The sequence below is a fragment of the Brevibacillus sp. NPDC058079 genome (assembly GCF_042885155.1).
Taxonomy (GTDB): Bacteria; Bacillota; Bacilli; order Brevibacillales; family Brevibacillaceae; genus Brevibacillus.
Genome location: NZ_JBHVSO010000004.1, coordinates 549,648 through 575,823, shown reverse-complemented (window position 1 = coordinate 575,823; position 26,176 = coordinate 549,648). Strand labels below are relative to the sequence as shown.

Genomic DNA, 26,176 nt, shown 5'->3' with positions numbered 1-26,176 from the left:
GTATGAAAACCTATATTTACATGGTCAGGCACGGAGAATCACCAAAAACCGAAGGAGACGAAAGAACACGAGGACTGACTGAAAAAGGTTGGTCAGATGCCCGTATCATTACTCAATTGTTGAAAGACGAGGGGATAGATGCGTTCATTTCAAGTCCGTATCAAAGGGCAATGGCAACCATAGAAGAACTAGCCCAGTCCGTAGGGAAAGAGATCGTCGTTTTAGAAGAGCTGAGAGAACTCGTTTTTATCGGAAACAATCAAATCATGGCTGATAGCGAATTGTATCCATTAGTAAAGAGGATGTTTACTGAGCCAGACTTTTCTTTACTTGGAGGAGAGTCCATCGCAATTTGTCGGAATCGTGTGGTAAGTACGTTGCGAAAAATTTTAGAGCAATATAGAGGGCAGAAAGTTGTAATCGGAACGCATGGTGCCGTTATGACTTTGATGATGGGGTACTTTGACAGTCAGTACGATTTGGATTTTTTATTGACGACGTCCAAGCCTGATATTTACAAAATGGAGTTTCAGGGTGAAGTGCTCGTAGAAACGAAGCGATTATGGAGGAACTGACTTCCTATAGGAAGAAAGGTTTTGCTTGTGAGATTTTTGTGAGAATTGTTTGATACGCTAGGAGCCGACTACGAGTACATGACTAGGAGGCGTGAAAATGACTAGCGAAAAAGACCGAAATTTGATGCGAAAGGAAGGCCTTCTCTATTTTCGAAAAGGATTGGCTACACTGCTTTGCTTCGTTCTTCTGACGTTGGGGATCGAGAACCCTGTATCTGCTTTTCGAGCAGAGAATTTGGCTTCTGGGAAAGCAGTGACATCCGGCGGGCACTATCAAAACTATTCACCAGACAAAGCTATAGATGGTCAGGTGGGGATTGATAGCTCTTGGATAAGTGATGTGTATCGTACAGGATGGTTCCAAGTAGATTTAGGGGAAGAAACCGAGTTTAATTTATGGGAAGTAAGTGCAGCCATTAGTCGTAACAAAGATTATTCCTTGCAAATCAGCAGTGACGGAATTCATTTTTCTGATATTCCAGATGCGAATGCGAAAGTAACAGGAAATGAGTTATATGATACATCTCGATTATTATCTGCTCCTGTTAAGAGTCGTTATGTCAGAGTCAATTTTACAGATACGAATGATGGTTTCAATCCAAACATTATGGAATTTGGCTTATACTACCTGAAAAAGCCTGAAGCTCCTGAAAATGTGAAGGCCGTGCTGGATAATGATCGTGCAATCATAAGTTTCAGTCCTCCAAATTCATATGGAAAACCAATCACGAGCTACAAGGTTACCTCCCATCCTGGAAACCTGACGGAGACTGGAACGGACAGCCCGATTACAGTAACAGGGTTGAGCTATGAAACGGAGTACACATTTACCGTCACCGCTACAAGTGAGATAGGAGAATCAGTTGCCTCTGCACCTTCCAACGCCATTACGCCAGTCGAGGCTGCTCCATCCAAGCCAGTCCTGACACTTAGCCATAACAACTGGACCAATCAGGATGTCAAAGTAACGATGGCAGGCGAGCCAGGAAATACGATTCAGTACAAGCTGAAAAACGGCTCCTGGGAAACATACACGGATAAAATTACAGTGTCGACCGAAGGAATCACAGAGGTTGTCGCTGTTCAGGTCAACGGTACGCAAAAGAAGAGTGATGAGGAAAAAGTAGAGGTCCGTATCGACAAGACAGCGCCAGTCATTACCTTAAAAGGCGATGCGACGATGACCATCTATAAAGGCAGTACGTTCACCGATCCAGGCGTAACCATCACGGATCGTGAAAGCGGCTTGCAGGCTGAAGTTGAGGGTTTCGTCGTTCCTAACCAAACAGGGACGTCCACACTGAAGTACCACGCAAAAGATTCGGCTGGAAACAAGGCTACTCCTGTCATACGACTGGTGAATGTCGTGAATAAGCCGACCCCACCGACGCCTCCGTCTTACTATCCAGTTTCCGAAGTAACACTGGAAGAAGAGGAGCTCACGATGACGCTCGGGGATGAACCTGTCGAGTTAGAAGCCACAATCAAGCCAGCATATGCTTCCTACAAAGCTGTCGAATGGAACAGCAGCAACCCTGAGGTAGCAGAGGTTGACAAGGAAGGCAACGTAACCGCGAAGAGCGCAGGGAAGACGACAATCACCGTAAGAACGCTTGATGGGAACAAGACGGCAACTACTGAGATTACCGTGAAGAAAAGAGTAACCTTTACCCTGGAAGCATCCCCAGAGGAACTGACGCTAAAGCCTAAACAGTCCAAGTACCTCAAGGTGTATGTGATAGACGGCAAAAAGCGCAAGGATATTACGAAAGACAAAGAAACGACGTACAGCATCGACAATGATCTGATCTCTTTGAAAAAAGGACGCATTACTGCTGGCAAAACAGAAGGCGATTCCGTCATTACCGTCCAGTACCAAGGAGAGGAGCTCACTATTCCGGTAAGTGTATCTGGTTTGACTGTCAGATCGATTGAATTGTCCGAGCCGACGCTTGTGTTGGAACCAGAACAGGAACAGAAGTTGACCTTAACCGCTTCCTTCAGTGACAAGAGTAGTAAGGATGTCACAGAAAAAGCCACCTGGACTTCGAGCGATCCTGATGTACTGGAAGTGCTCAAAAACGGTGAGATCAAAGCAGTAAAAAGCGGAAAAGCTTATGTGACTGTCACGTACGACAACAAGTACACGCGAGCAAGAGTTTTGGTCTTTGATGAAAAAGCGCCGAATAAGCTAAAGCTGAATCGTTCCACACTACGCCTTTCTCCAGAAGAGACCTTTACCCTCCAAGTTCATGCCGAGTATGAAAGAGGGTATACAGAATTGGTTTCCGAAGAGGTTGAGTGGGTATCGGAAAATCCTGAGGTAGCCACTGTAGACGGTGGCGAAGTGACAGCAGTCTCTACTGGCAACACGACATTGACAGGAAGCTACGGCGGAAAAGAAGTAACGGTTCGGGTAACGGTAAAATAAAGCGAGGAAAAGCCACCTGCTACTGGTGGCTTTTCGCTTTGATGACTACAATTCTATGAATCTTAGCTTATCAGGATTTCTGACAAAGTAGAGGTTGTGAATAACTCCGTGTTCGATATGAAAAAACACCACGGTGTCGATTCTGCCGTCCAGTCTGATCACAAACCCGGTCTGGTTGTTTAAAGGTGCGAGCTCTACAGAGAAATCTGAACGCTTAGAGAAGCCGCGCATCAAGCCGAGTAAGAAGGAAGCCACGCGTTTGCCAGACAAGATCGGATGCAGGGCTGCGGTGACCTTGCCGCCGCCGTCGGAGAGCAATACCGCATCTGTGGCAAGCAGAGTGAGCAATGTCTCGACATTTCTGTGCTCCAACGCAGACAGAAAACGGCCAATCCATTCTTCGCCGAGCTCTTTTTCTGGGATGAGATGAGATTCCTCTGGGTCAATCCCCATTTTCTTTTTAGCCCGACTAACAATCTTGCGGCAATTCGCTTCGGTTTTTCCAACCAGCTCGGCAATCTCGTCATATTGGAAGTCAAAGGCTTCTCGCAGGACGAATACCGCTCGTTCTGGGGGAGACAGCCGCTCCAACAGGACGAGCATCGCGTAGGATAGCAAGTCTTTGGTAATGACAGAATCATAGCTGTCTGCATCAGGGGTAGAGATGGGCTCTGGTAGCCATGGTCCAGTATACAGCTCCCGTTTTTTGCGAGCAGATTTTAACAAATCGAGGCAGCGGTTTGTGGTCATTTTGCACAGGTAAGCCTTCGGTTCAAGCATCTGTTCCAGCGAGACATCATGGGCCTTCACGAATACGTCCTGCACGATATCCTCCGCATCCGTGGCCGAGCCGAGCATCTGATAGGCGAGGCGGAACATGAGCCCCTTATATTGTTTGTACAGAGCCTCCATGGCTGTGTCACTTCCTCTTGTATCTTCGTACGTCCCTATTTTTTTCCTATTTTATCATGCTGGTAACATTCCAGGTGAACTGGCGAAGCTTCCACCCCAATTTCCCTGTCAAAATGATATCGAGTCCCCATTTTCTCGTCCAAACCATTCCGCGTTCAGGGCCGAGTCCGACGCAGTAAATGTCCATGTAGCTTTTGTGTGTGGGAGCAGGGGTTCCATCCAAGTCAGCCAGCACAATTTTGCCCAAACGTATCGCCTGCCCGGAGGCTTCCTTGCATGTCATCGTGTCCGCTTGCCCGCTGGCTGGATCTACGATGCGCGCACAATCGCCAATACTGTACACCCCCGGCGTTCCCGCTACACGATAGGATTCATCGACGACCACCTGTCCGTGTGTGGTCAGTGGCACGCCCATGCTGCGCAATGCGGGATTGGGCAAGAGTCCGAGCGACCAGACGCACAGCCCGACAGCAAGCATGCGACCACTGGCTAGCGTCAGCATTCCGTCCCGCTCATGAAGTGCCTTTTGACCATGTAGAATGGTAACGCCGCCATCTGTGAGTGCACTCTCCAGCTTGCGCCCCATTTTGGCAGGGCCTTCCGTAAACAAACGATTTTGTGCGTTGATGAGATAGACGTTGACTTCATCAGGATGGATGCCGAGGTTCTTCGCTTCCTCACGCATAGCGAAAGCCAGCTCCGCAGCGGTCTCCATCCCGCTGATACCCGCTCCCGCAACGGCGATCGTTAACAATCGCTCACGTTCGGAGGGCTGCTTCTCATGGAGGGCTTGGCGCATGTTGGCAAGCCACTTATCCCGAACCGCCTCGGCCGCCTCGACGCCCGTCAAAGCGATGCCGCCTTGTTCTGGCTCCGGTTGGCGAATGACGCTTCCTACTGCCAGGATGAGAATGTCGTAGGGCAACGCCTGCTCTTGACCGTTTTTGTTCCGGAATAAGAGGCTTTTCTCCTTCCCTTTGATCGACGTGACTGTACCTTGGACGAATTCGACGCCCTCTGGAAACAGGCTTTTTAGTGGAATCGAGATATCTGTTTTGGCAGCAGCTGGTTTGAACAACAGGACTTTGCGAAGGTGATGAGGCTCTCTATCGATTAAGATGAAACGGATCGGGCGTCCTTTGCACGTATCGCGAACGGCTTTTAGTGCGTGGATACCAGCGTACCCGCCTCCGACAATCACACATGTTTGTTCTTTCATGCCAATCAGCTCCTCGTTTAGTTTGACCATATAACGAGAGAGGGAGCGATTGTGTGACACACCGCAAGAGGAAAATGTCGAAGAAAATCGAATAGGGATTAGACAGGAAGCTAGACATCTGAGTTCGTAGGAGGATTCCAAGCATGTCATACAACATCTACACTTTCGCACAAAGATCGGATTTAAACGATCAAGCTGATGCACTAATCGAAGCAAGCTGGTCTGCCTTCATGCTGAATGACGAAGTGGCTAACGAATATTACGGTCATCTGTATGACTGGTTCTCTCCTTATCAATTTATGCTGACGGACGAGGCTGACAAGGTGATCGCTGTAGGAAATGCGATTCCATTTTATTGGGATGGCACTTCGGAAGGGCTACCAAAAGGGTGGGATGATGTCTTTCTGCAAGGGATTGAAGACTACCGCCAAGAAAAACAGCCAAACGCGATGTCGGCACTCTCCATCTCCATCGATCCCCACTATCGTGGACACGGTCTCAGCAAGCAGATGGTTACGGCGATGAAGGATATCGCCAAAGAAAATGGCTTGGTGCACTTGGTGGCACCCGTACGTCCATCGCTCAAGCACAAGTACCCGCTCACGCCCATGGATAAGTATGTTCAGTGGAAAACGACCGATGACGCTCCGTTTGATCCGTGGGTGCGCACGCATTGGAAACTGGGAGCGACGATCATGCAGGTGGCGCCGGAATCCATGCTGATCAAAGGAAGCTTGACGGATTGGGAAAGCTGGACAGGGATGAAATTTCCGGAGTCCGGATCGTACATCATTCCAGACGCATTAGTTCCCGTGCAGGTTGACGTGGAAAAGGACGAAGTGGTATATATCGAGCCGAATATTTGGATGCAGCATGTTTTGTAGAGCGATCCAAAAGGATTGGTTTTTGGAAAAGGAAGAACAAACAGCGAAGTAGCCGTTGTGGAAACCACAGCGGTTTCTTTTTGCATTTTCTGTCACCTTTTTGCCGTGAGACGGATCATACCTAATAGCAAGCAATCAACGGATGAGGTGAACGGGTTGAACGAAGCAGAAACAATGCCAGCCAGTCTGGAGGTTACACGGGAAGCCAAACTGAAATGGCTGATGCAGCAATACGGGGAGAAGATTTTTCATCTGGTGAGTCTCACGGTAAAGAATCATGCGTTGGCGGACGATATTACCCAAAACGTGTTTATCCAAGCATATCGGCATCTCGAGCAGTTCCGCGGGGACGGGCAGATCAAGCATTGGCTCTACAAGATCGCGATGAATGAAAGCAAAAAGCATTTTCGGTCGTGGTCTTTCCGCAACATTTTTCCGACGATGGATGATCATCTGGGCGACCTGATGGATCGGCAGGCAAACAATCAGGTAGAGGAAGAGATTTTAAACCGGGTGAAACGGGAAGAGGTCGTCACGTACATTCAATCCCTCGCACCGAAGTACAGGCAGGTTATCCTCCTGCATTATTACGAAGACCTGTCGGTTGCGGAAGTGGCGGACATTCTCGCGGTTTCGCAGGAGGTCGTCCGTACGCGTTTGCATCGAGCCAGGAAGCAATTGAAGGAGACCATGTCGAAGGAGGTAAAAGGATGAGCGACGATCGCATGTGGAAAGAATGGAGCCAATCAGCAAAGCAATCCGTTCGTGAGAAATATCCCTTTCATTTGGAAAAATTCGAGCAGGAAGTACTTACGAAAATTCAGAGTGAGAAGCGTCGCCGTCGTTGGCAAGTAACCTCTTGGGCAGCCGGAGCGGCAGTTGCTGCGACTTTTTTCTTTCAGATTGTTCAGCCGCTTGATGGTAGTTTGTGGGGACTGACGGGGGCAGAGAAAGGACAGGAATCCTTTGAATGGATAACACCAGATGAAGGCTTCATGCATGCTTTGAAGAACGGCTATCCGATTCTGCCTGAGGTGAAAGTGGAGAAGGACGGTTTTGTTTATCAGATCAGGGATGCCATGGTCGATCACAGACGGATTACGTTTACGCTGTTAATCTCCGGTGAAAAAATGGAGGAGATTGCGCGAATTCCAGACGAATCGAAAAGAAGCGAGATGCTCTATGGAAGTCTTCGTGTAGATTTGGGGGAGCTGATAGAAGTAGGTCATGCTCCGAAAGATTTTCAATTAATCGATGGTGTGCATTATCTTATCATCACACCGAATTACCGAATTGACGAGAAAAAAATGCGGGAGTTCATGAATCAGACGAAGCCCGTTCTGCCTGTGCAAATTGTAGATATGCGCAAGAAAGAAGCTGATGAAGTGGTAGCCGAGCTGTTGCTGCCTCTGCCAAGGTCCGTCACTGTAGCAGAAAAAGCAATCCAACCGGATGAAGAAGTAGAGGCTGTGCTAGAAACAGACAGCCTGTTGACGAGTCTGAAAGTAAACCAGATCATAGCTTCTCCGACTGTGATGGAAGCGGAGCTGGAAGCTGCTTTGCAGGATGGATTCGAGCTGTATCGCTTGGAGAATGTGAAGCTGGTAGATGGGAATGGAAAGGAATATCCGGCAATGGATGACCGAATCAATGAGAATCTGGAGCAGGTTCGAGATGGTACTGCTAACAGGGTTCAAGGCAGCGACAAGTATACGATGCAGTTTATGCCGTCGCTCTTCTTTGAAGACGTGCCGGAAAAACTCGAGCTTCGATTCGACGAGGTATCTGCGAATAAGTCCATTAGAGAAAACATCATGCTGGATCGGAATGCCAAATACCCGCAAAGCATTCCATTTGGCAAAAAGAATAAGCTGAACATCGAAAAGGTGTATTTCGACAAAGGCAAGCTTTTCATCGTCATCCCGAACGAAGGACCAGAGGAGATTAATCTGCGTGTAGAAGGTCAGTATAGCAAGGATTTTATTATCGCAGAGAACCTGGAGACTGTTTCACTTACTTTCGAGGTACCCAAACAGGATACGTATCAGCTGGAGATGAGCGGACTTGAGTTTGAGAGATTTCCCCTTAAAGGCGTGATACCTATTACGGATTAAAAAAAGCCTTTGCACGAACCAGGAGGTCTGGTATTGTGCAAAGGCTTTTTGCTGTTTTTTACACCCAACCGAGTGCTCTTGCCACCTGGGCAGTCAAGAATGTTACTCCGATCGCAATGGCTAGCGGAATGAGTGCGGAAAGCACCGTCCATTTCACACTTTTCGTTTCCTTGTAAATATTGAACAAGGTAGTGCCGCAAGGGTAATGAAGCAGAGAGAACAACATCATATTGAGTGCTGTCAACCAAGTCCACCCGTGTTGCAAGAAGACATCCTTGATATTGTCGATCCCTTCCACATCAACCATGGCACCGGAGGACATATACCCCATCAGAAGAATCGGCAGAACGATTTCATTAGCGGGCAAGCCGAGAATAAAGGCCATGAGAATATAGCCATCGAGACCAATGATTTGTGCAAACGGATCAAAAAAGGCAGCCATATGGGCGAGGATGCTATCTCCACCGACAAAGATATTGCCCAATACCCAAGTGATGATACCGGCAGGGGCGGCAACAATGACGGCCCTTTTCAGCACGCTCCACGATTTATCTTTGCTTGCGATCAGGATCGTTTTCCAAATCTGCGGACGACGGTACGGGGGCAGCTCCAGCGTATAGTGTGTCGGTACTCCGCGCAAGGCTGTTTTTGATAACGTCCAGGAAACCGTAAGAGTGATAACGATTCCAAAAAGTACCATACCCATGACGATAAGAGCAGTAATCAGAGATTGCCATCCGCTGGTCGTGCTGGTCGCCATAAAAAGAGACGCCAATAAGATCAAGGTAGGCCAGCGACCATTACAAGGGACGAAATTATTGGTCAGAATCGCCAGCATTCGCTCCCGAGGAGATTCGATAATCCGGGTGGAAAGGATGGCAGCTGCGTTACAGCCAAACCCCATCGACATGGTCAATGCCTGTTTTCCGTGTCCGCCGGCGTTTTTGAACAGACGATCCATGTTGAACGCGACACGCGGCAGATATCCGAAGTTCTCGAGCAGGGCAAAGACTGGGAAAAAGATAGCCATCGGAGGCAGCATGACGCTGACAACCCATGAGGTACCGCGAAAGAATCCGAGAACCAGAATCCCGTGCAGCCAATCGGGTGCATGTACAGCTTGAAAGCCAGCAGTTAGATAACCCTCGACAACACCGAACATGTCGGCAAGCATTCTGGATGGAACATTGGCACCTGCGATCGTGATCCAGAATACCGCACCTAAAATCGCCAGCATGATGGGGTAGCCCCATATTTTGGACGTCACAATTTTATCCAGCTTATATGCACTAGAAAGCTTTTGTTTGTCTTCGTATGTCACCGCTTCCTTACAAATACTGCGACTGGTGCGATAAATGTCACTCACAATCGTGTCTCGAATTGCACTTCCTTCCACTGAGCTCCGGGCCGCAGAAAGAAGCGCCTCAAGGGAATCAGACGGATTAGTGGCAAACGGTTCGGCCATGGGTCAAAGGCTCCTTTCTTGCAGCTGTAGCCGGATCTTGCATGCGCTCTCTCAAGGTTCGCAACAAACTTTCATCTCCATCTAACAACCGCAGAGCGATCCATCTTGTCGGAAAACGGCTACCCAAGGTTTTCTCGATTAGCGGCTCCAACTGTGCCAGCTTGGATTCAATCTGATCACTGTAGGTTATCTGTACAGGACTGGGCACGATTGTTCCGTTCGCTACATTCTCCACCTGATCGAGCAAATTCTCGATCCCGATATGATTTCTGGCGGAAATGGCGACACAGGGAACACCTAATCTTTGCGAGATTTTTTCTAGATCAATACGAATGCCAAGCTTTTTCGCCTCATCGATCAAATTGACGCATACGACGACGTAGGGGGTCATTTCCAACACCTGCAAGGCCAAATTGAGATTCCGTTCCAATGAAGTTGCATCCAGTACCACAACGGTGACGTCAGGTTGCTCGAAGATAATGTAATCTCTCGCCACTTCTTCATCCGTCGAGTTGGAATACAAGGAATACGTACCTGGCAAATCGATGATCCGAAAAGTCGTATTTCCCCGAGAGAATTCTCCCTCAGCCATTACGACTGTCTTTCCTGCCCAGTTTCCCGTATGTTGGCGAAGTCCAGTCAATGTGTTGAATAATGTACTCTTACCGGTATTCGGGTTTCCTGCCAAGGCAATCGTGTAGGAAGTCACTTTTCTTCACTCCCCACGTACTCCCCGAATATGAGGGAGCTTTCTTCTTTGCGCAAGGCGATGATCGTGTTATTTACCCGAAAGGCAATAGGATCGCCTAGCGGACTTTTTTGCATGACTTCCACGATGTTGCCGGGGACGAATCCGAGATCCAACAATCGCCTGCGCAGTATACCCTGAACGTCAATACGATCCAGACAGATGTGGCTACCAATCAAGGCATCAGACAAAGGAATGCTGATAGATGGCATGATGTTCACGCTCCTTTTTCATTAAGGACAAACTGTTGGCTTAGGGCAAAAATGAACGTAAAAAAAAGTGCACGTATTCGATATCTTCATGATTTTAGTTTAAGATAAGACTCTTTCCCTGGCAACAAAGTTTTTGCTTAAGGAAACTTTTTGGTCATAGAAAAACTGCACCGCCAATCGTTCATGGTATCTAACAATGGAGGTACAGTTCAGTCTTGATGGTCTATCGCGTGTATCTAACGGCTAGATCCGTTCCACCGGGCTTGTCAGGCAAGTGGGCCCACCTGTTCCCTTATAAGAAATCTCCTCACCCTCATACTCATACACAGTCGCACCTGCGTCGAGAAGGCGTTGCTTCGTAATCGGGTTGCCGGACACGACCATGCACACACGCGGCGCGAGAGCGAGAACATTGCTGCCGAGATTATCGTACTCATGATCCGGTACCTCGATTAACTGAATGCCTCTGTCAATGAGCAGTTGGCGGAAAAATACTGGCATCAGCTTGGAGTAAACAACTGCCAAATCATGATCGACCATGCTGATAATCGACATCAGATGCAGACATTCCGCAGGACCGCGATCATAAGGAAGCTGTACAACGATGATTTCATCCGTGAAATCCTTGACCATTTCCGTAATTTGAGCGATAGCCGCTTCGTTCGTGCGGAAGCCAAGGCCGATCGCGAGCGTTTTTTCATCCAGCCAGACGAGATCGCCGCCATCTGACAAGGCATCGCCTGTGAGCTGTCCCAAGATCGGGATATTGTTTTCTTCTAAAAAGGCTTTGTATACTTCGGCTTCTCCCTGACGGAGCTCCTTGCCAGATTTGAGGATGATTGCCCCTTTAGAAGTAAATTTCACGGGGTCATGGGCGTAAATAGAATCCAGTCCGGTTTTATCAGATTGTGGCAAGTGCAGGACGTTTTCTACATGCTCGCGCAAAATTGATTCGAATTTGGCGTATTCATGCAGAGCGCGGTCCCAGTCAGGGCGGTCTGTATAATTGAAGGTTTTCCACGATTGATCGAGATGTTCTTGACTGATAAATGCTTGATGGGGATGCTTGATGATGACGGTTTTCATCTTTTTGACCATGGATTGGCTGCCTTGGAACATAGTTGCCTCCCTTTTTCCACATTGCAGAATATTATTCATATTTCGAAATGTTCACCATTAGTTTACACATTCTGATTTCTGACTGTCAATCTGTGATTCCTCCCTGGAGTTTTTTTGCGATTCACAAAATTAGAGCAAATGGTTTAACATAGTTTCATATGAGAAGATAGATAGAAAAGGGGGGATGACCGTGATTCAATCGTTTGATCGAGCGATGGCGATTGCAACGGCACTTTCGTCGGATGAACATAGAAAATGGTGGACGATCAATGATTTAGCGAAGGAATGCCAGCTCCCGGTCAGCACCATTTATCGACTGTTGTACACGTTGATGAAGCATGGACTGGTAGAGCAGGATGCTGCGACCAAGCAATATACGTTGGGGATTAAATGGATGGAGTTTGGTTTGCGCGTGCTTGATCGAATCGATTATCGCAAAGTAATCAAGCCGATGATCGAGGAGCTTGCCAGAGAAGTGAACGAAAGTGTTTATTTCAGTCAGCCTAGCGGACTCGAATCCATTGTTGTCGATCGTGTAGACAGTCAGCACAATATCCGCATCTACGACCAGTTGGGCTTGCGGATTCCGATGCATATCGGTGCGGCCAATAAAGTCGTGCTAGCCCACATGCCTGTGGAAGAAGCACGACAAACCGTAGTGCAGCTCGTGGGTGAAGAGCAGATACCTGTTTTTATGGAGAAGCTCCAGGAGATCAGAGCAGCTGGTCATGCGGTCAGCTTTGCGGAGCGGACGGAAAATACGGCGTCCGTCGCAGCACCGGTGATTGATTACACCCAAAAGGTAATCGGCGCGTTAAGCATTGGAATTGTTACGTATGATTTGAAGGAGGAACGACTCCAGTATTTGATTGAACGGGTAAAGGATGTCGCTCACAAAACCTCGCAACGGCTAGGCGGCCTGTCAAAGGCTTGACTGGCCTTTTTTTATTTCGATGAAACCAACCGTGAAGATAGTACGTAGAAAAAAATGTCATTTCTATAAAGGGAGTGCAACAAGAAGTTACGAAAGGGGCTAATCTATTGGAATCAATCCTCGTAGGGCTATTTACGATTTTGTTTTCCTATATAAATGGATTTTTGAATATATTGGGATTTCAACCACCTTATCGAAAAGATACTGATAAAGAAGACAAGATTAGCTTCTCGAAAATGTTCATGGTGGTAACAGCTCTTGTGGTTATCGATCTCATATGGGCGTGGGTTTTTTAATCATCAAATGACATAAAGAAAAAACTCGATCTTTCCAAACGTCCGGGAAATCGAGTTTTTTCACTTATTTCCTGGTTCATTTGTAACATTTCCCTTTTGCTTCCGACTATTGGGCTAAGAACGTAAAAAAGAGGAAGCCAGGAGGAAATTCAAAATGAAACCATACGCAACCAAAAAGCTGATGATCACAGTAGGAGCTGCTGCTTTGCTCTTCTCAAGCCCATTGTGGGTAACGCAACCCCAAGTAACTGTACAAGCCGCGGCAGCGAAATCGACGCAAGTCCAATTGAGCAAAGCAGCCCAGAAAACCGTAGACAAGCTGAGCAAACACTACCCGGAATTGAAAAAAGCGGAGAAAACGATCAAGCGAAACAATCAGGAGCGAGATGTCTACCACATCGAATTCCGGATTTTCAGCAACAAGGAACGGACGAAGGTATCACTGTATGCGGATGCCAGAATCGATGCAAACAACGGTACACTACTGTCCTTCTCTGCACTGGACATTCCCGGGAAGAAACCGACTGCACGCCCTACGGAAGCAATGGGAAAGGAAAAAGCACAGATTATCCTGAAAGATTTCATCGGTGACCAAATCAAGCAATACCAGATACAAGAGGTAACAGTCGATGGCGAGGGTGTAGAGGCTCTGGCAAACGTGCGTTTCGACCGAGTCGTGAATCAGATTCCGGTAAAAGACGATGGTTACGTAGTGGCGATCAATGGCGCAGGCAAGCTGAGTTATATAAACGCAGGACCTTTGACAGGGGTGCAGATGGACGCAAGCAAATTCCCTGCTTCGTCGGGTATCAAGAATCCAGATGATATCGGCACGCATTTAGAGGGCATGATGCAGCTTATGTATGAGCAAAAAGCAAGAGACATAAGCGCTGGCTTCCGCCCAGTCTACAGCCCGAATTTCTCTGGGTATCTGGATGCACGATCAGGAGCCGAGGTAGAGTCCGGATGGACCACGAAAAATAAGTACGGGAAACCAATCACGGTAACGCCTGGAAACCAGCGGGTCTTCGCCAAAACAAATGAGGAGATAGCCACCGCACTCTCCACTTTTATTCCATTGCCTGAAGGAATTGTGTTTAAAATGACCAAAGGTGCGCCAGTTCTCGAAGGAGAAAAGGAGTATGATGCCGTGGTTGGCAACAAAAAGTTCTCTGTGAGGACAATGAATGATCAGATTACGTACTTCCATGTATTTGAAAACCCACCAAAGCAGAAAGTGATTACAGAGGCAGCTGCCGAGGAAAAAGCAGTGGCGTTTCTGCAACCGTTTGTAGATGCAGAGGTAACGGAGCTGGTACCACAAATGATTAACAGAGAAGTAGGCAAGCAAACGCTTCTATTTTTCCCTGTACACCAAGGGATTATGGTTGAGGGACAGGGCTATTCAGTAAAAGTTGACATGCATACGGGAGACATTGTATCCGCCAGTTTACCAGTAGTTACTGGTAAATTATCCTATGATGATGCCTCAAATGTCGTAGGGCCCGAGCAAGCCGTACAAGCATTGTTGAAAGCTAATCCGATTACACTGCGCTACGTGTTTCCTTCCCTTAACGGACGGTACCAGGCAACACCTGTCCTTGTTTATGAGCCGAAAGAAAGAAACGGAAAGGTTGATGCGGTTACAGGTCAATTTATCAAGTAGGGAGCAGGGAGAGGAAATCCAGTGCAGGACACAGTCGATTACGAAGCGCGGATTAAAGCGATCTATCGCGAGCATTACCGCGATGTCTATCAATATCTCTACTACTTTACGGGGAAGCGTGAGCATGCGGAGGATTTGACGCAGGAAGTGTTTATCCGAGTCTTGGACGCTTTGGCCAGATATGAAGAGCGTTCCAGTGTGAAGACATGGATTTTGCATATTGCCAAGCATGTCGCCATCGATGATTACCGGAAGAGGCGGGTGCAAACGCTTTTTGGCATGGATTTGTTAAAAGGGCTGCCTTCTCTTCTGGGAAGGCCGGAAGCGGAGCTGGCTTCCAAGGAAGAACAGCTGGAAATTGAGCAGGCGATGCAGAAAATGAAGCCACATCATCGGAATGTACTGATTATGCGTGGCATCAAGGCCTACAGTATTCGGGAAACGGCAGAAATCCTCGGTACAAGCGAAGCCAAGGTCCGCGTAGATTTTCACCGAGCCACAAAAGAACTCAAAAAAGTTTTGCATGTCGACTGGATAGGAGGGTTGGCCAATGAATACTCCAAATGATGAGCAATTCTTCGCGGCTCTTCCCCGGTCAAAGGATGCGGAGCCGAGGAGCGAATTCGTCGAAGCGCTGGAAGCAAAGCTGGTGCAACGGGCGCGCACCAAAACGAATCGCCCAAAACGAATCGTCCTCAAGCTGGCGACATGGACGGTTTCCGCTGCAACGGTGGCAGCAGTAGTATGGATGATGGGTGTAGCCCCGGAGTTATTCACGCAATCTCGTTTTGAATCGCAAGCGCATTTGGTTCCCCGCTCCTTCTCATCGACAGAAATAACAGAAAGCGAGCTAAGCCAAGCGGCGATTAGAACGCTGGAAAAGCTGTACGAGAAATATCCTCCTTTTCGGGAAGCGGAAAAGAGGGTCTACGTAACGAAAGCTCCTCGAGAGGTGTACGACATAGATTTTCGCACGTTCAGCAACAAAGAACGAACAGAAGTGTCGATATATGCCAGAGTGAAGCTGGACACCAAAAGTGGGGTCTTACTCGGATTCGACCTGGAAAAGATTCCAGAGCAAGAGAAAGTCGAAGGAGCGCCTTCCAAGGAGAGAACAGAGCAACAGGCGAAGGCATTTATGGAACCGTTCCTGGGCAAAAATCTGGAACAGTATCGGATCGAACAAGTAGATGAGCAAGAGGGAGCAGATACCGTTTCGCTTGACGCGGTCCGATTGCAACGCTACGTGAATGACGTGCAGGTAGAAGGAGATAACTATGTGATCGGCATGAGCGATGTCGGGCATATTCGCTATATCAATTCAGGGGATTCAACGGGAATGAATCTGGACATTGGGCTGTTTCCTCCAATAGCTGAGTGGCCTTCTCCGAAGAAAACGGAGAGCGGACTAGCAGAAGTCATGCAACTGACGTATCAGAGAGTCGGGAAAAAGGACGTGGACTACGTTCTTCGCTACACGGAAAACTTCTCCGGGTATCTCGACGCTCGTACTGGCAAGGAAGTGAAAACGACCTTGTGGCGCGGGGAGTCGTTCAGCGACAGTATTGCCGTCAAGTCAGGAGGCAAGAAGACAATGGTTGCATCGGCAAAAGAGGCTGCGGCTGCCATGGAGTTCTTCAGTCAGAAGGTGGAGGGCTTCACATTTACCGGGAGTAATGTGCCCGAATATATGATGGGAGACAACGAACGGGAATACCAGGCCAAAAAAGGAGAGCGATTCATGCAGCTGACTACGGTCAACAATCGGGCAGCAGCGTTCAAGATATCTTATCCTGAGCTGCGAGAAGGTGATCCGACACTCACCGTCGCAGAATTGCAGGAGAGAGCAATCTTGTTTTTGGAGCCGTATTTGGATTCACGGGTGAAGACTGTTCGGATGCAGGAGCAAGTGTATGCGATGGGCAGACAGGTTGAACTGAACTTTGTCCGGGAAGTAAACGGCGTGTTGATACGGGATCAGTATTATAAGGTCACGTTCGACGGGCAGACAGGAGAAATTATCGGGGCAAGGTTGACATTCCCGCATGAGCAGGAGGCCTTCCCAGATGCGTCCAAGGTGATTTCAGCGGAAGAGGCGGCGCAGGTTTATCTCCAACATAAACGGCTCAGTCCCCGCTATCTATTCCCGCTTGAAAACAATAGGATTCAAGAGCAACCAGTCTTGGTCTATTCGGCAGAGATACTGAAGAGCAATGGGGATGTGGATGCTATTACGGGAGAATGGCTGCCATACGAATAAAGAGACACACCAGGGGGAGACTCCTGGTGTTTTGTTTTGCATAATGCCTTCCCAGAAATTGCATAGTAAAGCGTGAGGGGAGGGACAAACGTGGAAGGATTCGGAGAAAGCATGCTCGTCATCGGGCGCGTATGTACGATTATTCCTTTATTATTGTTGGTCACTTTGTTCATGGGCAAGCGCTCAATTGGGGAGCTGCCTGTCTTTGACTTTATCATCATTATTACTTTGGGATCAGTGGCAGGGGCTGACATTGCAGAGCCAGATGTCCGGCATATTTCGATTGCAGTAGCGGTTTTGACGTTGGGCATCTTGCAACGGGTCGTATCGCAGTTGTCGATTGTCTTTCGTTGGTTTGGCAGAATGGTTACATTTGAACCGACCGTCATTTTCTACAACGGAACTTTTCACGTCAAAAACTTGAAAAAAATCCGCTACTCGCTCGATAATGTCCTCCATATGCTTCGCGAAAAAGATATTTTTGACCTGGCAGAGATTGATTTGGCTATTATCGAGGCGAACGGTCGGTTGACTGTGCTCAAAAAAGTAGAGCAGCAGGTCGTAACGAAACAAGATTTAAACATCCAGACTTCTTCTGCGGGAATGTCGTTGCCTGTCATTGTGGAAGGCAAGCTATATCCGGATGTGCTATCATACCGGAACCGCGATGAGCAATGGCTTGTGCACGAATTGAAGAAAAAGGGGATCGCGTCCGAACAAGTCTTTCTCGCAACGATCAATCGCCAAAATGAATTGCAGTTCTCCTTAAAAAACGAAAAAGAACCACAAGTACCCCCGTTGCATCATTAGCTATCGAATGGAAAAAGGCACAGTCCCTCTGCAAAACCTGCATGAAGTCACTGTGCCTTATACGGGAGCATAATGGTGAACTTGGTTCCTACTCGTGGTTTGCTTGATACATTGACCGTTCCGCCAATCGCATGAATGACATGATAGGAATACGTCAATCCAAGACCGGTCCCAGTTGTTTTCGTAGAAAAGTAAATCGTTCCAAGGCGGCTGATCTGTCCTGCATCCATGCCGACACCGTTATCCTTGATGACCAACAGTGCTTTGTTTCGCTCGATGTGCAAGTCCAGGGAGACTTTTCCGTCCGAAATATCCGAGCACGCCTCGATGGCATTTTTGATGAAATTCACCAACACTTGCTTGAACTCGTCTGGATTGGCCTTGACGGTCACAGGTCTCTCAAAGTCTTGCAGCGTAAGCTCCACGTTATGCATATTGGCAAAGGGGAGCATTACTTCGCGGATGGCATGCAGATGCTCGCTCACATTAATGATCTCATGCCGTTCCTTGAGCGGTTTTGAAATCGCAAGGTATTCGGTCAAAATGGCTTCTGTCCGTTGAATTTCATCGAGACTGATGCGAATGTATTGATCGACTTTTGCCAAATTTTCCGGACATTCCTGTATTAATTTCAAGAAGCCTTTGACAGCTGTCAGTGGATTGCGAACCTCGTGTGCGAGCGATGCAGCAACATGGCTCATCGTCTGGATTTTTTCGTTTTGCGCGTGGCGGATAAACAGCTCCTTATCCGAAACGCATTTGCTGAAAAGCGACATTAATAACCAGAGGCCGAAAAAGTTTTGAATAGGGATCACTATGGTGTAGTAAACGAGGTGTTGAGTTACATACGTGGGAAAAAAGTAATAAGTAGTCCCTAAAGCAACCGTAGAAAAAATCGCACTCGTCATAAAAAGATACAGTGTTTTCCGATAACTGGCTTTGTAGTGTCGATACAAAAAGAGTGACAAGACAAAATTGACTGTAAGGATCAGCATGGCAACCCATGTTCCTTCGCCACCTAAGTAGTACCGATAAACCAAGGCTTCAATAAGAAGGAGCAAGGCAATCTCGATTCCGCCATAAACCAGTCCGAAAAGAATGATGACATGTCGGATATCAAAAAACATGCCATTCATGACACTCGGGGCGAAGGTCATCGCGAGAAACATGCAGGCTGAGCTGGTGATGACAAGAAAGGAACGGCTGTAGTTCCTCATTTTGTCACGGTAATAAATGTTGAAAAACACAAACGGGATAATGGCGAAAAACCATTGAAGAATAACTTCTTTTAATAGACTCATGTAGCATCCCCATCGCAAATATTTGCTAGGCTTGTATCAATCTACGATAATTCGACAAGACACAACAAAATCCCTCTTGATGTTACAGAAGAAACTGGAATATTTATCAAGAAAATTCTTTCGGTAAACCTAGTTGACAGATAGGTAATTGCCAGATTATATTCTGTATATACTTATACAAACGTTTTGAAAATAGAAACTACTCTTATCAAGAGAAGGCTGAGGGAATGGCCCTATGAAGCCCGGCAACCTAGCGCGAGAGATTACGTTCTTTCGAGCCAAGGTGCTAACTCCAACAGGTAGAATACCTGACAGATAAGAGGCGAGAATCTTGTCGATTTTTGTCCTCTTTCTCTGTGAAAGAGGTTTTTTTGCGTAGCTAACGTGGGGAAGAAGCGCATTTCCAGTCTACGCTTCGGCCTCCGCCCCTCAGTGAGTGATGACTGTTCGCTCCGGAAGAAATGGCGGGAGCGCTTCAAACGTAGAAGGTTCAGGAAGGATTTCATAAGTGAAGCTGAAATTCCCCGCCATTTCTTCCTGCGCTGGGTGGGGCTCCAGAGGCGCTTGGACTGGAAATACGCTTCTTCTACGAAGCTTTTGTTTCCTTTTTAAAGTGAAATCAAAAGAAGCTTCGGTGAATCACTCACAAAACGTTGTAAAGGCTCCTGCTACACACCAGCTTTTCGTTAGCCCTGGCACATGTCTGGAAGGAGACCGCCCGAACGTAGAGAGGATACAGGCGACTGGAAGACATGTGCCAAGGCTACCCCAACCGTTTGAGGGGAAACAAAATTTTTAATCTTGTTATCTGTTTTAAAAAGAAAAAAGGGGGAGCATCTCAATGAAAAAGAAACTCGGTCTGATCACATCACTTGTTTTGGCAGCATCTGTTCTTGTGACGGCATGCGGCAGCGGGGCAACAACGGGAACCGGCAGCACAAACGGCGGTGCTTCGGGAGAGAAGGCAAAGAGAATCGCATTGATCATGCGTCAAAACGTTGGGACATTCTCTGCACAATACATCAATGGCGTGAAGACAGAGGTGGAGAAAAACGGCGGCGAGTTGACCGTATTCAACGCAGATACCGATCTGGCAAAAATGGCGTCCAACCTCGATGCGGCTGTGAACCAAAAGTTTGATGGCATTCTGATCGACCATGGTACGGCAGAAGCGTTGCAGCAGGGCACACAAAAGGCCGTGGATAAAAAAATCCCGGTTGTCCTGTTTGATACAGACATCAACATTCCGGGTGTGCCAGTTGTGGCGCAGGATGACAACAAGTTGGCAGAGCTGAGCTTGGAGAAGCTAGCAGCAGATACAAACGGCAAAGGCAACATCGTAAAAATTTGGGTAGCTGGCTTTGCTCCTATGGAAAAACGCCAAGTGACGTATGAAGCTTTCCAGAAGAAATACCCGGACATAAAAGAGATTGCGGCATTCGGATCTGCAACCAACAATACGGCACTCGATACACAAACGCAGATGGAAGCGATCTTGAAAAAGTATCCAAACAAAGGCGACATCACAGCAGTGTGGGCGGCTTGGGATGAATTTGCCAAAGGGGCGACGCGTGCCATCCAGCAAGCAGGCCGTACGGAAATCAAAGTATACTCCATCGATTTGAGCGATGAGGATCTGCAAATGATCCAGGTGGAAAACTCTCCGTGGACAGCGACGGCAGCAGTAGATCCATCCAATATCGGACGCATTCATGCTCAAACCGTGTTCCAAAAAATCAAAGGCGAGCAAGTGCCAGACAACGTGAAGCTGAATCCAGTGCTGGTGAAACAGGAAGACCTGCCGAAGGATAAGAAAGTAACGATGGGCGACCTGTCCCAATACGTACAAGAGTGGGGCAAGTAAGAACCAAATTGGCTTTTCCCGTTGATCTGTATCCGTCAACGGGATTTTTCCTTATAGAGGTAGAGGGTGGATTACGCAGGTAAACAGGAGGTGTGAAAAATGTCCACATTGCAGATGAAAGGGATGGCGAAGCAGTTTTCTGGGGTTCCTGCCCTGCGATCCGTCGATTTTGAGGTGCGCGCAGGAGAGGTTCACGCACTCCTCGGTGCCAATGGTGCAGGAAAGAGTACCCTGATGAAAATTCTCACGGGAGCGTATCAGGCAGATGGCGGTACGATCACCATCGATGGACAGGCCGTGACGATCAATTCGCCGCTGGACGCCAAAGCACAGGGCATTCAATGTGTCTATCAGGAAGTGGACACCGCCTTGATCCCGTATTTGAGCGTCGCCGAAAACATATTGGCGGGCCAGCTCGTCCAGTCGAAAACCAAGGGACTGATCAACTGGCAGAGCTTGTACAACGAATCAGAGCAGATTTTAAAAAACTTCGGCTTCTCCATTCCGGTGAGGATGCTCGTCGAAGAATGTACGCTGTCGGAAAAGCAATTGATTTTGATTGCACGGGCTACCGTTCAAAAAGCAAAGTATGTCATTTTCGATGAACCGACAGCGCCGTTGAGCACGAAGGAGAGCGAGCGGCTGTTTCAAATCATTGCGCAGTTGAAAAAAGCTGGAGTCGGGATCATTTATATTTCCCACCGCCTGCCGGAAATCTTTGAAATCTGCGATCGGATCACCATCATGCGCGATGGACAGCATGTCGTGACTTCGGACACGGCGAAGACCAACATGGACGAAGTGATCGCGAACATGCTGGGCAAAAGCTTCGATGAGGAGTTCCCGAAGCTTGCAGTGCCGATTGGCGAAACGATTTTTGAGGCGTCAGGTGTGGCTGGCGGCAAAGTACGTGGAGTCAACTTGAAGGTTCGCGAGGGAGAGATCGTGGGTGTCGTCGGTCTAGTCGGGGCAGGGAAGACTGAGCTCGCCCGATTGCTCTTCGGTGCAGATGAGGCAAAGGCTGGTGCCATTCGATTGCATGGAACACGTGTCCAACTGCGCTCGCCAAAAGACGCCGTCGATGCAGGGATCGTACTCGTCCCGGAGGAAAGGCGCAAGGAAGGAATTTTCGTAGAGGAGTCCGTGCAGAACAACCTGTCTGTCTCCTCATTGAAAAAGAAGTCCTGGCTCGGTTTTATCAAAAGAGGGGCGGAAGCGGCCAACGCAAGAGAGCTCGTGCAGCGCCTTGGGGTAAAAACAGCCGATATCAAGCAGCTGGTCGGTTTCCTCAGCGGCGGAAACCAGCAAAAAGTCGCTATCGGCAAATGGCTGGATACAAACGCTCACCTCTTTATGTTTGACGAGCCGACAAAAGGGGTGGATATCGGAGCGAAAAGCGATATTTACCGTCTGATCGGAAATCTCGCCGAGCAGAAAAAGGGTGTCCTGTATTTCTCCTGTGAGTTTCAGGAAGTCATCGGGATCGCAGACCGGATTCTCGTCATGTTCGAGGGCAAGATCGTGAAGGAATTGAGTCGCGAGGAAGCAACACAAGAGCTGATTATGTATTACGCAAGCGGAGGTGAGTAACGTGGCAGATAAAAAGTTTAGCTTATTTGATTTTGTTTATAAATACGGAACGGTTGCCGTTATCGTTATTGTCATGTTGTTATTCAGTTTGACCAACCCGTATTTCTTCACGTACGACAACTTGACGGACATTCTTCGCTCCATCTCGATTGTGACATTTGTCGCGATTGGCGTTACGTTCTCGCTGATTGTCGGAGGCTTTGATTTGTCTGTAGGATCGACGGTTTCATTGACCACAGTTGTTTCTGCTTCCATGATGGTTTGGTACGAACAAGGGGTCTTCACGACACTGGTTGTTCCAATTGTACTCAGCTTGCTCGTAGGGTTGGTCAACGCCTTCTTGGTCGTGAAAATCCGCATTCCTGATTTGCTGGCTACTCTAGCAATGCTCTACATCGTCAACGGCATTCATATGACGTATTCCCAAGGCTACTCGATCTACGCAAACATGCCGATGCAGGACGGCTCACAGGCACCGGGAAAATTCCAGGAATGGTTCCTCTGGCTGGGCCAAGGAGAAATTCTTTCCGTACCGGTTCCGGTTATCCTGACCTTTTTACTTGTCGCGATCACGCATGTGTACTTGACCTATACGAGACAGGGGCGGATGCTGTACATGACAGGCGGCAATTTGGAAGCTGCCCGTCTGTCGGGGATTCCTGTGAATCGCTATCGTACCTTGGCTTATGTGCTCTCCGCACTTTTTGCGGGCTTGGGCGGGATGCTCTTGGCAGCGCGGATCGGTACCGGGCAGGTGAGTAGTGGTGGCTCCATGCTGATGGATGCAGTAGCGGCTGCTTTCGTAGGCTTCTCCGTATTCGGTGCAGGAAAGCCAAACGTTTTTGGTACATTTGTGGGAGCCATCCTGATCGGGGTGCTGCTCAACGGCATGACGATGCTCAATCTGCCGTACTACGCTTACGATATTATCAAAGGAACGGTATTGGCGCTTGCTTTGGCTGTGACCTATTATCAACTGCGCAGAAAACGAAACGCTTAGAAACGTAACGTTCTTCTTACTTTTCTCTCATCAATTTCTCATCTTCCTATTATTCCCTTCTCTTTTTTGAAGCTTAGTATTGGTCTTACTCAAGTGAGACAAATGCGAAAGCAAATTCAAATAAAGAGAAGGGATGTTGTTTTTATGCGTATACTCGTTGTGCCTTCGGGCTTTAAGGAAAGTTTAGATGCCGAGCAAGCAGCAGAATGCATGAAAGAAGGAATTCTGCGCGTACTCCCGCTCTCCCAAGTACAGACACTGCCGATGGTAGATGGAGGAGAAGGTTTTACAAAAGCAATTGTGAAAATTTCGAATGGCTCGATTATTGATAAAGAAGTAACTGGCCCTGTAGGAGAAAAGGTTCCTTCCCATTTCGGGATATTCGGATCAAAGACGACAGGTCAAACGGCTGTGATTGAGATGGCGGCAGCAGCGGGACTGCGACTGGTTCCAAGAAGCTTGCGTGATCCGCGCAAAACGACGACACATGGCGTCGGTGAATTGATCAAAGCGGCGCTGGACATGGGGGCAGATCGTATTTTGCTAGGCTGCGGCGATTCCGGTACTTCCGATGGCGGGGCAGGCATGGCGCAAGCACTTGGCGCGAAATTTTTGGATGCAAGCGGTCAAGAAATCCGTATTGAAGGCGGAATCTCGCTGGCAAAAGTAACGAAAATCGATGTATCCGGCATGGACAAAAGACTCAAGCAGGTGCAAATCGATGTGGCTTGCAACTGGTTTAACAAGCTGTGTGGGGAAAACGGAGTCGCTCGCGTGTTTGGCCCGCAAAAGGGAGCGACACCTGAGCAAGTGGTTGAGCTGGAAGAAGCACTCGAACAATTCGCGGCTATCATCGAGCGGGATTTCGGTAGCGATGTCAGAGAAATGCCGGGCAGTGGTGCATCGGGTGGCTTGGGTGCCGGACTGCATGTGCTGACGGGTGCGAATCTGTATCCACGCTACGACATTATCATGAAGTACATTGATTTGGATCGGATGCTTCAAGAGACAGACCTTGTGTTTACGGCGGAAGGAAGCATTGATTTTCAAACCCCACGAGGAAAAATTCCAGTGGAAGTGGCGAAGCGGGCGAAAAAGCATGCCCTGCCAGTGGTGGCTTTGGTGGGGACTGTTGGCAAAGGTGCAAGACTCAATTATGAGCACGGAATTGATGCGTACACGAGTATTTTGCCGATGCCGTCTACGTTGGAGGAAGCGTTCATGCATGCGCAAAAATGGCTGACAGATTGCTCGGAAAGCTCCATGCGAACCATCATGGTGGGCCTGCAGCTCGCAAATCGTTTAATGGAGAAGGAGCAAGTATCGTGATTGCACAGACTGCTGCAAAGGAAAGACCTGCCTGGGTCCTTCCGATTGTCCTGATTATGTTCGTTGAACTACTGCTTATGTTGCCGTCTTCCCTGACATTTGAAGCCAAATGGAGCTTGTTCTGCTTCTGTGTCGCCGTGATCCTGTGGACGACCACCTCGCTGAACTCCGCCTATGTGGCGATAGGCTCCGTGTTACTCCTCGTCGTGACAGGAACGGCTGACCAGGAAATTTTGTTCGACTCGCTCGCCTCCGATGTCATTTGGTTAATGATTGGCTCGTTCATTCTCGGCGGTGCTCTTCAAGTGACTGGCTTGGCAGGCAAACTCACAGATCTGGTCGTGAGCCGCGCAAAGAATGTTAAAAGCTTGTTTTGGCTCTTGACGGTCGTCGTTCAATTTCTCGCTTTCTTTATCCCGTCTACTTCTGGACGCGCAGCGGTGCTACTGCCTGTTTTCCACTCGCTGACCTCAGAAATCGGGAACAAGCAAATCACGAAAGCCATGGCGATCCTGATTCCGACGATTATTTTAGTATCGACGAGCTCCACCATGATCGGAGCGGGCTCCCATTTTATCGCACTCGATATGCTGAAGGAGTTCAATGGGGAAGGGATTAGCTTTGCAGAGTGGCTGTTGTGGGGACTGCCGTTTGGGGTAGTGGCCAGCATCGTTACTTGCCGGATTGTTCTGGCTCTGTTTCTCACTAAAGAAGAGATGCAGCGCCCACTTGCGAGCAAAAAGCTCTCCCTTACCTTGTCCCGCAATGAAAAATATACGGTTGCTGTGATCGGGGCGATGGTCATTTTCTGGCTGACAGAGCGGTTTCACGGAATCGAGATTGCAACCACGACAGTTGTCGGCGCCTTTCTTTTGACACTGCCGAATGTGGGCGTCATGAAATGGAAGGATGGCGTACAGTCTGTCTCGTGGAACCTGATTCTGTTTGTAGGGGCAGCCATTGCCCTCGGAAAGTCATTGTTGGAGAGCGGCGCGGCAGAGTGGATCATGAAGAAGCTGTTCACGATCACCGAGCAGCTGGAAGGGGAATCGTCGCTGCTGATCATTGGGGTTATTACTTTGCTGACACTGACCTCCCATCTTTACATTACATCGCATACAACGAGAGCCGTTATTCTTGTTCCACCGCTTCTCTACTTTGCGAGCAGTCTTGATTTGAATGAAGTGACTGTGTTGTTCTTAGGAATCGTCGGCATGAACTACTGCCTGACCTTCCCTGTCAGCTCCAAAGCATTGCTCATGTTCCAGGAAAGCGGCAAGGAGACCTTTTTGCCTAAGGATTTGCTGCGGTTGAGCTTGTATGCAGGTGCGGCCCACGCGATCCTGATGGTCGTCTTTTATTATGCGTACTGGCAGTGGGTAGGGTTATCGATATAAGTTAAAAATTATATCTTTCGTACGGATTACTCTTTGATCCACAGCCAATA

General features: G+C 48.3%; 22 protein-coding genes and 1 riboswitch. Of the genes, 15 read left to right on the top strand and 7 right to left on the bottom strand.

Annotation, left to right across the window (positions count from 1 at the left end; genetic code table 11):
- Positions 1 to 2: 2 nt before the first annotated feature.
- Both ACFVS2_RS15960 and ACFVS2_RS15955 read left to right on the top strand, forming a co-directional pair.
- On the top strand, positions 3 to 575 hold the full coding sequence (locus ACFVS2_RS15960; RefSeq protein WP_390235445.1) for a histidine phosphatase family protein: 573 nt from the start codon (positions 3 to 5) through the stop codon (positions 573 to 575).
- Positions 576 to 672: 97 nt separating this feature from the next.
- Complete coding sequence (locus ACFVS2_RS15955) at positions 673 to 3,006, top strand: Ig-like domain-containing protein (protein WP_390235443.1); 2,334 nt, start codon at positions 673 to 675, stop codon at positions 3,004 to 3,006.
- Between the two features lie 45 nt (positions 3,007 to 3,051).
- Here ACFVS2_RS15955 and ACFVS2_RS15950 read toward each other — a convergent pair whose 3' ends face one another.
- Together ACFVS2_RS15950 and ACFVS2_RS15945 are read right to left on the bottom strand one after the other, a co-directional pair.
- A complete protein-coding gene (locus tag ACFVS2_RS15950) occupies positions 3,052 to 3,918 on the bottom strand; it encodes an RNA polymerase sigma-70 factor (RefSeq protein ID WP_390235441.1) in 867 nt (288 codons plus the stop codon).
- 46 nt (positions 3,919 to 3,964) lie between these two features.
- Entirely contained in the window at positions 3,965 to 5,137 is a 1,173-nt protein-coding gene (locus ACFVS2_RS15945; RefSeq protein WP_390235439.1) for an NAD(P)/FAD-dependent oxidoreductase, read from the bottom strand.
- Positions 5,138 to 5,280: 143 nt separating this feature from the next.
- Here ACFVS2_RS15945 and ACFVS2_RS15940 point away from each other — a divergent pair, with 143 nt between their 5' ends.
- From ACFVS2_RS15940 to ACFVS2_RS15930, 3 genes are all read left to right on the top strand, one after another.
- A complete protein-coding gene (locus ACFVS2_RS15940) occupies positions 5,281 to 6,021 on the top strand; it encodes a GNAT family N-acetyltransferase (protein WP_390235436.1) in 741 nt (246 codons plus the stop codon).
- Positions 6,022 to 6,168: 147 nt separating this feature from the next.
- Complete coding sequence (locus tag ACFVS2_RS15935; RefSeq protein WP_390235492.1) at positions 6,169 to 6,735, top strand: sigma-70 family RNA polymerase sigma factor; 567 nt, start codon at positions 6,169 to 6,171, stop codon at positions 6,733 to 6,735.
- Positions 6,732 to 8,135 (top strand): hypothetical protein, encoded by a 1,404-nt coding sequence (locus tag ACFVS2_RS15930; protein WP_390235433.1) that lies wholly within the window; start codon positions 6,732 to 6,734, stop codon positions 8,133 to 8,135. Before ACFVS2_RS15935 ends, ACFVS2_RS15930 begins: the two co-directional genes overlap by 4 nt.
- 58 nt (positions 8,136 to 8,193) lie before the next feature.
- On the opposite strand, the gene ACFVS2_RS15925 is transcribed toward ACFVS2_RS15930, so the two are convergent.
- The 4 genes from ACFVS2_RS15925 to ACFVS2_RS15910 form a co-directional block, all read right to left on the bottom strand.
- Positions 8,194 to 9,600 (bottom strand): nucleoside recognition domain-containing protein, encoded by a 1,407-nt coding sequence (locus tag ACFVS2_RS15925; protein ID WP_390235432.1) that lies wholly within the window; start codon positions 9,598 to 9,600, stop codon positions 8,194 to 8,196.
- A complete protein-coding gene (locus ACFVS2_RS15920; protein WP_390235429.1) occupies positions 9,578 to 10,309 on the bottom strand; it encodes a FeoB small GTPase domain-containing protein in 732 nt (243 codons plus the stop codon). Before ACFVS2_RS15920 ends, ACFVS2_RS15925 begins: the two co-directional genes overlap by 23 nt.
- The gene (locus ACFVS2_RS15915) at positions 10,306 to 10,560 is read right to left on the bottom strand and encodes a FeoA family protein (protein ID WP_048034840.1); all 255 of its coding nucleotides are present in this window, start codon (positions 10,558 to 10,560) and stop codon (positions 10,306 to 10,308) included. Before ACFVS2_RS15915 ends, ACFVS2_RS15920 begins: the two co-directional genes overlap by 4 nt.
- A gap of 243 nt (positions 10,561 to 10,803) precedes the next feature.
- On the bottom strand, positions 10,804 to 11,679 hold the full coding sequence (locus ACFVS2_RS15910; protein ID WP_390235426.1) for a dimethylarginine dimethylaminohydrolase family protein: 876 nt from the start codon (positions 11,677 to 11,679) through the stop codon (positions 10,804 to 10,806).
- Positions 11,680 to 11,869: 190 nt separating this feature from the next.
- Between ACFVS2_RS15910 and ACFVS2_RS15905 the strand changes: the two genes are divergently transcribed.
- The 5 genes from ACFVS2_RS15905 to ACFVS2_RS15885 all read left to right on the top strand — a co-directional run bounded on the left by ACFVS2_RS15905 (position 11,870) and on the right by ACFVS2_RS15885 (position 17,645).
- Positions 11,870 to 12,613, top strand: a complete 744-nt coding sequence (locus ACFVS2_RS15905; protein ID WP_390235423.1) for an IclR family transcriptional regulator — start codon at positions 11,870 to 11,872, stop codon at positions 12,611 to 12,613.
- A gap of 450 nt (positions 12,614 to 13,063) precedes the next feature.
- The gene (locus ACFVS2_RS15900) at positions 13,064 to 14,575 is read left to right on the top strand and encodes a hypothetical protein (protein WP_390235420.1); all 1,512 of its coding nucleotides are present in this window, start codon (positions 13,064 to 13,066) and stop codon (positions 14,573 to 14,575) included.
- Between the two features lie 21 nt (positions 14,576 to 14,596).
- Positions 14,597 to 15,142, top strand: a complete 546-nt coding sequence (locus ACFVS2_RS15895; protein ID WP_390235418.1) for an RNA polymerase sigma factor — start codon at positions 14,597 to 14,599, stop codon at positions 15,140 to 15,142.
- Positions 15,126 to 16,835 (top strand): hypothetical protein, encoded by a 1,710-nt coding sequence (locus tag ACFVS2_RS15890; RefSeq protein ID WP_390235415.1) that lies wholly within the window; start codon positions 15,126 to 15,128, stop codon positions 16,833 to 16,835. The genes ACFVS2_RS15895 and ACFVS2_RS15890 overlap by 17 nt, the downstream gene beginning before the upstream one ends.
- A gap of 90 nt (positions 16,836 to 16,925) precedes the next feature.
- Positions 16,926 to 17,645, top strand: a complete 720-nt coding sequence (locus ACFVS2_RS15885; protein ID WP_390235413.1) for a DUF421 domain-containing protein — start codon at positions 16,926 to 16,928, stop codon at positions 17,643 to 17,645.
- Between the two features lie 47 nt (positions 17,646 to 17,692).
- Here ACFVS2_RS15885 and ACFVS2_RS15880 read toward each other — a convergent pair whose 3' ends face one another.
- Positions 17,693 to 18,946, bottom strand: coding sequence for an ATP-binding protein (locus tag ACFVS2_RS15880; RefSeq protein WP_173616820.1), 1,254 nt, complete (start codon positions 18,944 to 18,946; stop codon positions 17,693 to 17,695).
- A 202-nt stretch (positions 18,947 to 19,148) separates the two neighbouring features.
- A riboswitch (SAM riboswitch) is annotated at positions 19,149 to 19,268 on the top strand.
- A gap of 519 nt (positions 19,269 to 19,787) precedes the next feature.
- Between ACFVS2_RS15880 and ACFVS2_RS15875 the strand changes: the two genes are divergently transcribed.
- The 5 genes from ACFVS2_RS15875 (at position 19,788) to ACFVS2_RS15855 (ending at position 26,126) form a co-directional block, all read left to right on the top strand.
- Entirely contained in the window at positions 19,788 to 20,810 is a 1,023-nt protein-coding gene (locus tag ACFVS2_RS15875; protein ID WP_390235411.1) for a sugar ABC transporter substrate-binding protein, read from the top strand.
- A gap of 99 nt (positions 20,811 to 20,909) precedes the next feature.
- A complete protein-coding gene (locus ACFVS2_RS15870) occupies positions 20,910 to 22,400 on the top strand; it encodes a sugar ABC transporter ATP-binding protein (protein ID WP_390235409.1) in 1,491 nt (496 codons plus the stop codon).
- 1 nt (position 22,401) lies between these two features.
- A complete protein-coding gene (locus tag ACFVS2_RS15865) occupies positions 22,402 to 23,400 on the top strand; it encodes an ABC transporter permease (RefSeq protein ID WP_016741326.1) in 999 nt (332 codons plus the stop codon).
- 144 nt (positions 23,401 to 23,544) lie between these two features.
- Positions 23,545 to 24,729 carry a glycerate kinase family protein gene (locus ACFVS2_RS15860; RefSeq protein WP_390235406.1) on the top strand — a complete coding sequence of 395 codons (1,185 nt, stop codon included), beginning with the start codon at positions 23,545 to 23,547 and terminating at the stop codon, positions 24,727 to 24,729.
- Positions 24,730 to 24,785: 56 nt separating this feature from the next.
- Positions 24,786 to 26,126, top strand: a complete 1,341-nt coding sequence (locus ACFVS2_RS15855) for an SLC13 family permease (RefSeq protein WP_390235491.1) — start codon at positions 24,786 to 24,788, stop codon at positions 26,124 to 26,126.
- Positions 26,127 to 26,176 lie beyond the last annotated feature (50 nt).